The organism is Desulfobacterales bacterium (assembly GCA_029211065.1).
Classification (GTDB): Bacteria; Desulfobacterota; Desulfobacteria; order Desulfobacterales; family JARGFK01; genus JARGFK01.
This window is the reverse complement of sequence record JARGFK010000145.1, coordinates 1-9,133: the sequence shown is the minus strand read 5'-3', so window position 1 is coordinate 9,133 and position 9,133 is coordinate 1. Positions and strand designations below refer to the sequence as shown.

Genomic DNA, 9,133 nt, shown 5'->3' with positions numbered 1-9,133 from the left:
ATTACACACAACGGCCTAACTGGAACTACTCAATTGCTCCAGTGAAAATGTGAATTAATTTTTGCGTAAGCCCTAAGGGGATAAGTCATTTCCTATCGGCGCTTATACCACCGCTCCAATGTTCCAAAGAGCGAATTCATTATCACCTATATCCATAGATTCGCTTTTTGTCTTTCGGCCGGAAGCTGTTTCAAGGATTAAGCGGAAAATCTGCTCACCCATCTGGGTCACGGTTGTCTCTCCATCGGCAATCGTACCGCAATTTATATCCATATCGTCTTGCATACGCTGGTAGAGAACCGTGTTTGTCGCCAGCTTAATGACCGGGGCGGGTTTGCACCCGAAAACCGAGCCCCTCCCGGTGGTGAAACCGATCACATTGGCGCCGCCGGCAACCATCCCGGTGACTGAAACAGGGTCATAGCCGGGGGTATCCATAAAAACGAGACCTTTTTCCTTGACCGGCTGGGCAAAGTGATACACTTCCATCAGGTTGGTCGTCCCGCCTTTTGCCACAGCCCCCAAAGATTTTTCCAGTATGGTGGTCAACCCCCCCGCCTTGTTTCCCGGTGAAGGATTATTATCCATGTCACAGGCATTACGAGCCAAGTAATCCTTCCACCAACTGATTCTGGCAATCAGTTTTTCGCCCACTTTTTTGGTGGCGGCGCGTCTGGTGAGGAGATGTTCGGCGCCGTAGATCTCAGGCGTTTCACTCAGCACGGCCGTTCCGCCGTTGCGCACAAGGATATTTACCGCTTCCCCCAAGGCGGGGTTTGCCGTAATGCCGGAATAGGCGTCAGAGCCGCCGCACTCAAGGCCCAGAATAATATGGCTTGCGGGAACAGGACAACGCTCCACCTTATTGGCTTCGGAAAGCATCTCTCTGATCCGGGCGGCGCCCTCGCGGACCGATGCAGGGGTGCCGCCGGTTTCCTGGATCATCATGGTCTGAAGCAGGGACCCGGTTTCAACAGGGGTATTGTTGAGGAGAGACTCAATGGAGATCTTTTCACAGCCCAAACCGACGATCAGAATGCCGGCAAAATTCGGATGGCGGATATAGCCGGCTAAGGTCCGTTGCAGAATTTCCAGTGCCTCCCCGCTGCTGGCCGTACCGCAGCCTGTTTCATGGCAAATGGGTACGATGCCGTCAATGTTCGGAAAATCAGTTAAAGTACTGTCCGGAAACGATCGGGCAATACGCCGAACCACCGTCGATGAACAGTTGACCGTGGAAACAACGCCGATATAATTACGCGTGGCGATCCGGTTGTCCGGACGAATAATTCCCTGAAAAGTCGCCCGCAATTCCTCGGGTATCGGTTTTGTCGCCCGGGCTTCAATGCTGATGGCGGGATCGCGATCAAATTCCTTGTATTCCAGATTGTGAAGGTGAATATGCTCCCCGGGATGAATGGTAGCTTTGGCAAACCCGATGGTCTGGTTATATTTTATGACCGGCTGGCCGGGCCGGATGGTTGTCGTTGCGATCTTGTGGCCAACCGGAATCACCTCTCGGCAGGTAAGATTTTCTTCCCGGATTTCAGTTTCCGGCAGGAGTTCTTTACCCGCCACAATGATATTGTCCGCACTGTTCAGTCGAATGGTCAGCGGTATGTTTTTAGTATTCATCTGTTCCTCAAAGGTTCGTCAGATCCTGATTGGCCTGTTCTCAAAAATATCTGTCCAGGGGAGATCAGTTACAAAAGGAAATAAAGGTCCTCCCTGATTTGCCTGAAAAGGCCTCGGCAAAAGCCTGTTCATAATCCCCCACGCTAAATGATGATCCCATGAGCACTTCCGTTTTGATTTTTCCCTGTTTTAAAAGCATTTCACTTAAAATCCAGCTCTCCCATAATTTTCTGCCAAAAATCCCTGTAATCCGGATTTCGTTATAAATATTATAGGCCAGGGCATTTAAATCGATATGCTTGCCGGGTATGCCCGCAAGCACTAACGTTCCGCCGGGGCGCAGCACCTGAAGCCCCTGCTGGATGGCCTCCTCGCTTCCCGACATGTCGATGACGGTTCCAATGCCGCTCTCGCCCGCCTGTGAACGAATTTTTTCTGTCACCCCTTTATCCGATGCATTAAATATCTGGTCTGCTCCCATCAGCAGCCCTTTTTGCAGCTTTTCCGGGTTTCGGCCGGTGGCAAATACCCGGGCCGCTCCAAAGGCTTTTGCGGCTGAGATCGACATCAATCCGATGGGCCCGCAACCCAGGACCAGGACATTGTCTCCGGCAATGTCGTTTTTACGAACCGCATGCACCGCTACGCCCATGGGTTCCAGCAGCGCCGCCTCATGATCCGTAAGGGCTTCCGGAACCTTTCGGACGCTTATCTCAGGCACGGTCAGATATTCGGCAAAACTGCCATTGACCGTTCGACCCACATTTTTCTGATGGGGGCAAATGTGGGCATTTCCCGTATCGCAGGTAAAGCAGGTCATGCAGGGGATATGGGGCTCGCCGGCCACGCGATCCCCCACTTGAAGGCTTGTGACCTTGGGGCCCAGGGCTTCCACCACGCCGCAGAACTCATGCCCCAATATGATGGGCAGTGCTATTTTTCGCGCGGTCATGGCTTCTATGTTGTAGAGCTTTAGGTCCGAACCGCATATCCCGGAAATTTTAACTTTGATTAAGACCTCATTATCCATTGGGACCGGTCGGGGAAATTCATGCAGATCGACCCCTTTGGCCAGCTTCATTTTTGCGATTGCAGACATGGAACTCATTTTTTCACCTTTTTAATACGCCGCCCGTTTTTCTGATGTTTTGTTTGTTGGCGCTCACTCACGGTTTTTTTCAGGTGTTCATAGGCCCATTCCAGATTAAGCTCAACCAGTCTGGCATAGGTCGGCACGCCGGACGCATCCCATCCGAGCATCTGGTAGTAGAGTTTCTGCGCTTCGGCCAGCTGGCCCGGATCCACCGATACCTCTTTCAGCGGGCCATCGGGATGCGGCGTGTAAAACCTGGCGGGCAGGGTATCGTCTTTGCCGCTAAGTCCTTCCCGCAGGTTGAAGATGCGGGACAGGGTGATCCCCCGTTCGGTTGTCTTCATAAGCCGCCAGTAGCTCATGGGCCAGCCGGTAATATATTCCATGGCTTCCATGATCTGATTTTGACTCCAGGGCAGAAACAGGCACATGCCGATATAATTGGTCATCTGCCGCCACATGCCAAACTGATAGAGAGCCCGTACTTTGCGGGGGCTCAGCTCTGTGGGGGGCATTGCTTCGGCCATATCGATGCGGTCCATGGCGGCCGTATCCAGCCTCTCATCATGGATGCCGGTGCAGTGGTCGGCTCCGCCGGCATGGACGCTATAGTGAAGGCCCAGTCCCTGTTTCAGACGGGGTTCGTGCATGGGGATTTCGTTTCCTTTGACGTGGATTGCAAACTTATGGGCGCCCTTTCCAATGCTTTCCGCAGCCCGCTGGGTTCCTTCGGCCAGAAGGTTTCCGAATCCTTTCCGCAAGGCGATCCGTTCGATCATCTGCACCATGGCGTCGGCATTGCCGAAAGCGAGATCGATGCCGTCGGTGTCTTTCCGGGCTAGGATCCCATTTTCAGTGCATTCCATGGCAAACGCAATCGTTGCGCCGGCGGATATGGTATCCAATCCAAATCGGCCGCAAAGCTCGTGGCCTTTCATAACGGCTTCCAGATTATCGATGCCGCAATTGGAGCCGAGGGCGGCCAGGGTTTCGTATTCCGGTCCGCCGTAGGTCGGGTCCACCGGCCAGGGAGCGCTGATGGATTTCAGTTTTTTCTTGCACCGCACAGGACATCCGAAGCAGCTCTCCATCTTATCCCAGTACCCCTTTTCCTTCATGCGCTGGGGGCTTATCTCTTTGACGCCGGGGAAAAGGCCGCCCTGAAAGTTGCGAACGGGCAGGTTGCCCGTTGCCGCAAAGTTCGTGATGGCGCCGCCTGTCCCGTGGATTGAGAAGCCGGTGGGCTTTTCTTTGGTGTTTTGGGTCATTACCCGGGCCATTTCCAGGATTTTTTCCCGCTGGGCCATTTCAGGCGCTTTGTCGCCTTTTACGGCGATGAGTTTCAGTTTTTTGGAACCCATCACCGCGCCCATGCCGGTCCTGCCGGCAGCGTGGGAGACGTCGTTTAAAATACAGGCAAATCGTACCAGATTTTCGCCGGCCGGGCCGATGGCGGCCGTCCGAAATTTTTTGCCGCCGAGTTCCTCCCGGACGACCTTTTGGGCATCCGCAACTTCCAGGCCCCATATGTCGGCCGCATCCCGGATTTCCGCCAGGCCGTTTTCGATCTTGAGGTAGACCGGCCGGGGCGAAGCCCCTTCAATGATAACGGCATCAAAACCCGCCCGTTTCAATTCAGCCCCCCAGAAGCCGCCGACTTCACTTTCACCGAATGTTCCGGTAAGGGGGGATTTGGCCCCGATGCTGTTTCGTCCGCCGCCCGGAATCGGATGGCCGCTCATAGGGCCCAGGGCAAAAATAAGCTTGTTTTCAGAGCCCAGGGGATCGGTCCCGGCCGGAAGCTCGGAAAGAAGTTTTTCAATAATAAAACCCCGGCCGCCCAGATAAAGCCTGTAATAATCTTCCGATGGACTATCCACAGATATGTTGCCGCTGGAGAGGTCCACCCGCAAAAATTTACCATTGTATCCCTTCATAAAGCAGGGCTCCTTTCATGGCAATGCGCATAGGATCAGCGTTGCACATAATGGTAATTCAAAGTCTGGAGCGCCGGAATTTCTGACGGATTCGGTGTCTCTTGATTTTCAAATTCGCTCCTTCATCAGCAGGAAAATTGCATACTTTAAATGTATATTCAACCATATAATCGGGACATCCGTAGATCAGCTGGAAAAGGGTTCCGCTATCAGAACTTGTTGCCTTATTGAATGGAATGTTTTAAAAAGTGATTTAAAATCGGGATGTTCAAGACAATTTAGAATACGGAAAAGGACGCTGATGGACAAAGTTTATGATCCCCGCATGCATTCAGCCGAACATATTCTGAATCAGACCATGGACCGAATGTTCGGTTGCGGCCGGTGCTTTAGCGCGCATATTGAAAAGAAAAAATCAAAATGCGACTACCATTTTCAAAGAAATTTAAGCGATGATGAAATTAAAGAAATTGAAAAACGCGTCAATGCCGTGATCGCTGCCGACTTGCCGGTAACGGAAGCGCATATAAGCAAAGAAGCGGCTTCGGCAAACTATAATACCGAACGGTTACCCCGGGACGCGGGGGACACCATCCGGATTGTCACGGTGGGGGATTACGATGCCTGCCCCTGTATCGGTCCCCATGTGGGCTCAACAAAAATGATCGGCGGGTTCCGGATTACATCGACAAACTTTAAAAACGATGTGCTCAGAATAATCTTCAGGCTTCAAGATGCGTGAATTTTAAAATGTTTTGGAGTTAGGTAGCTGCTCAATCAGTTGATTCAGGGGTCTTGTTGTCTTTATCCTTGGCGCTCGAACTCGAATCAATGCCGGACGCTTCCATCAGCTGCAGCAATGTTTCTTCAAGAACAGGGAGTCGCTGCTTGTCTTTAAGGTCTTTAGCGTTTCGTTTAAGTTCTACCAGCATCTTAAGATCAAGGACAAGGAGCGTATGGCCCCTAAATTCAATTTCGACTGTGTGGTCAAGAAGGTCTTCATAACTTTTGCCTTCTTCGATAACAGCCAAAACGTCAAGCGGCCCTAAGCGGGTCGTAAAAAGCGCATGGCCCATGCCCGTAAAATCATTTTCCCCTGGCGCTATTACGTTGTCGTCTGGGCGACGATGGATGGCGTCAATCGATTTTAAAAATGTTAAAAGTTTAGCAATATTCTCAGAGGAGCGGTTATATACTATATCAACATCCATCGTTGTGACCGGAGCTCCCTGAACAACCGCGGCAAGTCCGCCGACAAGGATAAACTTAACGTCGGCGCGTATAAGCCCTTCAAGGATTGCGCTCAGGTCTGCGTCTGTTGTTTTTTTGCTGCCTGTAGGCATTTCTCAACTCCAAAATAGTACGTACGGCATTATCGTTCGCTTCTAAGCGTTCCTCCGGCGACATCTTAAGAAACATCGCCACCAATCCTTTATCAACGCCTAAAATGTTCTTAGTTTTTAATGTGTCAACCATCCGATCTTTTCCTGTTCCTTCTGTCAATCGAACTTAGTTGCCCATCCAATACGGTCAATACGGCACGATACCCGATCTGATATATTTTCGGCGAGCAAAAAACATGCAGGGAGGTTTAAATCGTTCTTTAAATTTAATCGGATTATAAATTATATCTATCTGAATAATCAAGATAAATATGACGCCTGCCCCTGTATCGGTCCCCATGTGGGCTCAACAAAGATGATCGGCGGGTTCCGAATCACATCGACAAGCTTTAAAAACGATGTGCTCAGAATAATTTTCAGACTTCAGAATTAGTGGATTTTATTATTATGGCAGCAAGGCCCAGCAGATTAATTTCGATATTCTTCAAAAATTTTCGTTAAAAGTCCGAGGGAACTAATGGCCGGATTCCACACTTTTGGTTCTTTGATAAGTTGGAGACAGCTTTAGTTTATTAAGCCTTGAAAAACATGCGGTATATAGCAGATATCGGTAACGGCGCAAATCAAGTGCAGCGTTTAGCTGTCAGCTGCAAGAGTAAGTTATAAATTTGGTAGAATCCATAATTTCAATATTATCTTTAGTAATAAACCGCTCGACGATCTTTCGATCACCATTTTAGTCAAATGTAGGCAATGTTTAGTCCGCCGATAGATTGAACACGCGGATGGCGTTATCCCTGGCGATCGGACCGAGGAGGTGCGGGGGTAGCCGGCGAAGGAACGCCTGCGTGTGCTTGAGATGCCGAAAGTCGTTGCCGCCCTTGACAAAGGTGCCTGGCCCGATGTCGGCGCCGATCATAAAGCGGTCGGTGAACCTCTCGAACAGGCGCAGCCAGTCGGCCTCAATCCTGCCGCTTTCATCTCTGACATTGACCATCGGCGAGGGGTCTCGCCTGGTCGGAGTCCTGTGCTTGATACTGCCATAAAGGTTCGATTGCCGCGCCATCAACCGCTCCCAGACATCCGCGGTGGCGGTGCCAAGTTGCGACCATCCGGCATGAGCCCAGATGATCTTGGTGTTTCTATTGTGCGCCAGCAGCCGTTCAAGCGCGGCGAGGTTGTCGTCTGTCGCCTCCATGTGGATGTCGATGGGAACGTCGTATTTGGCGGCGATGTCGGCGAGCCTCAGCATCCAGGGATGATCGGCCTTGATGATCATGTTGGCGTTCCGCTCCACCGACGGCATGTGGTGTAGCCCGATCTCTCCGAACCCCTTATATTCTCCCGACTGCATCGCCTGCTCGATGAGGCGAACGAATTTTTTTCATGCTGGGCGGTGTAGCTTCCCTTCAGGACAACCTGATGCAAAAGTCTTAATGCCTTGCCGCCATAGAGCGAGACAACCCGACGCGGATAGAGTTCGCTCATCTTGGGGAGGCCCTTATCAATCTCGGTGACGCCCTTCCATATGGACGTCGGCGACAACTCGTTGATGAAGATGTCGACGCCCCACCGGTCCATGCTGGCGAAGAACTCACTCACTGGCATGCCGTCGAATTTGAAATGAACGGCCATCTTCGATTTAGGCGGAAACTCGGGACCCAAGGGAACATAATGGCCGTGCACGTTGATGAAATGAATCGGCTCAAGGGGGGAGGCTGAAATCGAGCAAACAAACAAGAGAATACCCGTAATCATACAGGGGATCAAAAGGGTAATTAATTTCGATTTTTTCATGATCATCCTCCAGCATTGGTTATGCGATTTTATACCGCTTGATTAACAAGCTGAAAGTTTTGATAAAATTAATAACTCTACAATATCAATTTGTTACAGGCTCAAAAATCTTGTGTTGAAATCGAAGAACAAGGAAACTGTTTTTCCCGAATCAATTCAGAAATCATAGATAATGCAGGTCTTATGTTCATATGCCCAAACCTTTAATTTTTTGTCTATCAAGACTGAAAACTCCTTGCCAGCTTTTACAGTAGTGCGATTTGGCCGAAAATTTCAAGCATGGTTCCAACAATCCTCAAAATATTAAAGGCTGGAATAATGCCTTTTCATAGCCAAAGTGACCGCTAATGACTTGCTCACCAAGGAGGGCCGTTCTTTGGCCTGAATCTAGTGTAGAGCAAGGCTATGCATTACTTATGTGAACGCGGAAATATGGTACCCCGATTCCACCATTAGGTGGCTTGGCTCGCTATCCCTACCGAGAACGACAGGGTAAGGCTCCAAGCTATCCCTGCTCTTCTCGGCCTTATGACAATAAAGAACGATTAAAAAGAGACCAGAAATCGCATTCGCACAATTTTCGATGTTAGCCTCGGAAAAGTGTGAGTCTCGCTGATGCTTAACTTTGTTGTAACTATACCACCAATTGGGATTCTTTCCCGAAGCCCAATCCGACCAAGGTTTAAAAGCGAGATTGTACCTGCGTATCAACACTTCTTCGGTCGCGATCTGGGTATGTTCAGTCAGACACTCTCTGTAATCGTTAATGTTTTTATTCTTCGCCGCGCTATCCACATTCTCGCAAATGATCTTGCAAAGCACGTCGATCTCGGACCCTGCGGCAAGGAGGAGCTTCGTGTACTCAATCGAGAACGTTGAGAAATTCTGAGTCGAGAATTCGACATACCGCGAGGTCACTGCAAAATCGGCTTCCAATGCCAGGAAATGGTGCCAGTATCGATAGGTACCCATGGATTTCGGACCCTTCTACTAGTGATCAAAGCTAACAAGTTGTTCTATAGTTTCTACATTCATACTTGAGATAGAGTGCGCATTGCTTGCCAGTCTTTACAGTAGTGCAATTTGGCCAAAAATTTCAAGCATGATTCCGATAATCCCCAAAATTATAAAAAATAAAAACTGTACCTTTAATTATGCGATTTTTCTAATATCGAAAAGATTATCCGGCCATAAAGTGATCTCTTTAGTAACTTCTTTGACAACATCGTAGGGTTTTTCTTCTTTTTCGAATTGCGATTGATGGCGGAATGCCATCTCTTCCAAGGGGTTGTCCCGATACCCCCGGGTGATTGTCCCGATGGCCCAAG

At 49.9% G+C, this 9,133-nt stretch carries 9 protein-coding genes; 2 read left to right on the top strand and 7 right to left on the bottom strand.

Going from position 1 to position 9,133, the window contains the following annotated elements; translation table 11 throughout:
* Nucleotides 1-102: 102 nt before the first annotated feature.
* The 3 genes from P1P89_20835 to P1P89_20825 all read right to left on the bottom strand — a co-directional run bounded on the left by P1P89_20835 (nt 103) and on the right by P1P89_20825 (nt 4,665).
* Nucleotides 103-1,635, bottom strand: a complete 1,533-nt coding sequence (locus P1P89_20835; protein ID MDF1593961.1) for an altronate dehydratase family protein — start codon at nt 1,633-1,635, stop codon at nt 103-105.
* Nucleotides 1,636-1,699: 64 nt separating this feature from the next.
* Nucleotides 1,700-2,743 carry an alcohol dehydrogenase catalytic domain-containing protein gene (locus tag P1P89_20830; protein ID MDF1593960.1) on the bottom strand — a complete coding sequence of 348 codons (1,044 nt, stop codon included), beginning with the start codon at nt 2,741-2,743 and terminating at the stop codon, nt 1,700-1,702.
* On the bottom strand, nt 2,740-4,665 hold the full coding sequence (locus P1P89_20825) for an aldehyde ferredoxin oxidoreductase family protein (GenBank protein ID MDF1593959.1): 1,926 nt from the start codon (nt 4,663-4,665) through the stop codon (nt 2,740-2,742). The genes P1P89_20830 and P1P89_20825 overlap by 4 nt, the downstream gene beginning before the upstream one ends.
* A 301-nt stretch (nt 4,666-4,966) precedes the next feature.
* Here P1P89_20825 and P1P89_20820 point away from each other — a divergent pair, with 301 nt between their 5' ends.
* Nucleotides 4,967-5,407 carry a hypothetical protein gene (locus P1P89_20820; GenBank protein ID MDF1593958.1) on the top strand — a complete coding sequence of 147 codons (441 nt, stop codon included), beginning with the start codon at nt 4,967-4,969 and terminating at the stop codon, nt 5,405-5,407.
* 31 nt (nt 5,408-5,438) lie between these two features.
* Here the strand turns inward: P1P89_20820 and P1P89_20815 are convergent, their stop codons facing one another.
* Nucleotides 5,439-6,008: a hypothetical protein gene (locus P1P89_20815; protein ID MDF1593957.1), complete on the bottom strand. Its 570-nt coding sequence runs from the start codon at nt 6,006-6,008 to the stop codon at nt 5,439-5,441.
* Complete coding sequence (locus tag P1P89_20810; GenBank protein ID MDF1593956.1) at nt 5,956-6,141, bottom strand: hypothetical protein; 186 nt, start codon at nt 6,139-6,141, stop codon at nt 5,956-5,958. The genes P1P89_20815 and P1P89_20810 overlap by 53 nt, the downstream gene beginning before the upstream one ends.
* Nucleotides 6,142-6,300: 159 nt before the next feature.
* On the opposite strand from P1P89_20810, the gene P1P89_20805 reads away from it, so the two are divergent.
* Nucleotides 6,301-6,441: a hypothetical protein gene (locus P1P89_20805; protein MDF1593955.1), complete on the top strand. Its 141-nt coding sequence runs from the start codon at nt 6,301-6,303 to the stop codon at nt 6,439-6,441.
* Nucleotides 6,442-6,765: 324 nt separating this feature from the next.
* Here P1P89_20805 and P1P89_20800 read toward each other — a convergent pair whose 3' ends face one another.
* Nucleotides 6,766-7,287: an amidohydrolase family protein gene (locus P1P89_20800; protein MDF1593954.1), complete on the bottom strand. Its 522-nt coding sequence runs from the start codon at nt 7,285-7,287 to the stop codon at nt 6,766-6,768.
* On the bottom strand, nt 7,284-7,805 hold the full coding sequence (locus P1P89_20795; GenBank protein MDF1593953.1) for a hypothetical protein: 522 nt from the start codon (nt 7,803-7,805) through the stop codon (nt 7,284-7,286). Before P1P89_20795 ends, P1P89_20800 begins: the two co-directional genes overlap by 4 nt.
* Nucleotides 7,806-9,133: the final 1,328 nt, after the last annotated feature.

What these genes read in the sequence shown, in the direction of transcription:
- P1P89_20825 (MDF1593959.1), bottom strand. Translation starts at nt 4,665, where the DNA reads ATGAAGGGATACAATGGTAAATTTTTGCGGGTGGACCTCTCCAGCGGC.
- P1P89_20835 (MDF1593961.1), bottom strand. Translation starts at nt 1,635, where the DNA reads ATGAATACTAAAAACATACCGCTGACCATTCGACTGAACAGTGCGGAC.
- P1P89_20820 (MDF1593958.1), top strand. Translation starts at nt 4,967, where the DNA reads ATGGACAAAGTTTATGATCCCCGCATGCATTCAGCCGAACATATTCTG.
- P1P89_20800 (MDF1593954.1), bottom strand. Translation starts at nt 7,287, where the DNA reads ATGATCATCAAGGCCGATCATCCCTGGATGCTGAGGCTCGCCGACATC.
- P1P89_20815 (MDF1593957.1), bottom strand. Translation starts at nt 6,008, where the DNA reads ATGCCTACAGGCAGCAAAAAAACAACAGACGCAGACCTGAGCGCAATC.
- P1P89_20830 (MDF1593960.1), bottom strand. Translation starts at nt 2,743, where the DNA reads ATGAGTTCCATGTCTGCAATCGCAAAAATGAAGCTGGCCAAAGGGGTC.
- P1P89_20810 (MDF1593956.1), bottom strand. Translation starts at nt 6,141, where the DNA reads ATGGTTGACACATTAAAAACTAAGAACATTTTAGGCGTTGATAAAGGA.
- P1P89_20795 (MDF1593953.1), bottom strand. Translation starts at nt 7,805, where the DNA reads ATGAAAAAATCGAAATTAATTACCCTTTTGATCCCCTGTATGATTACG.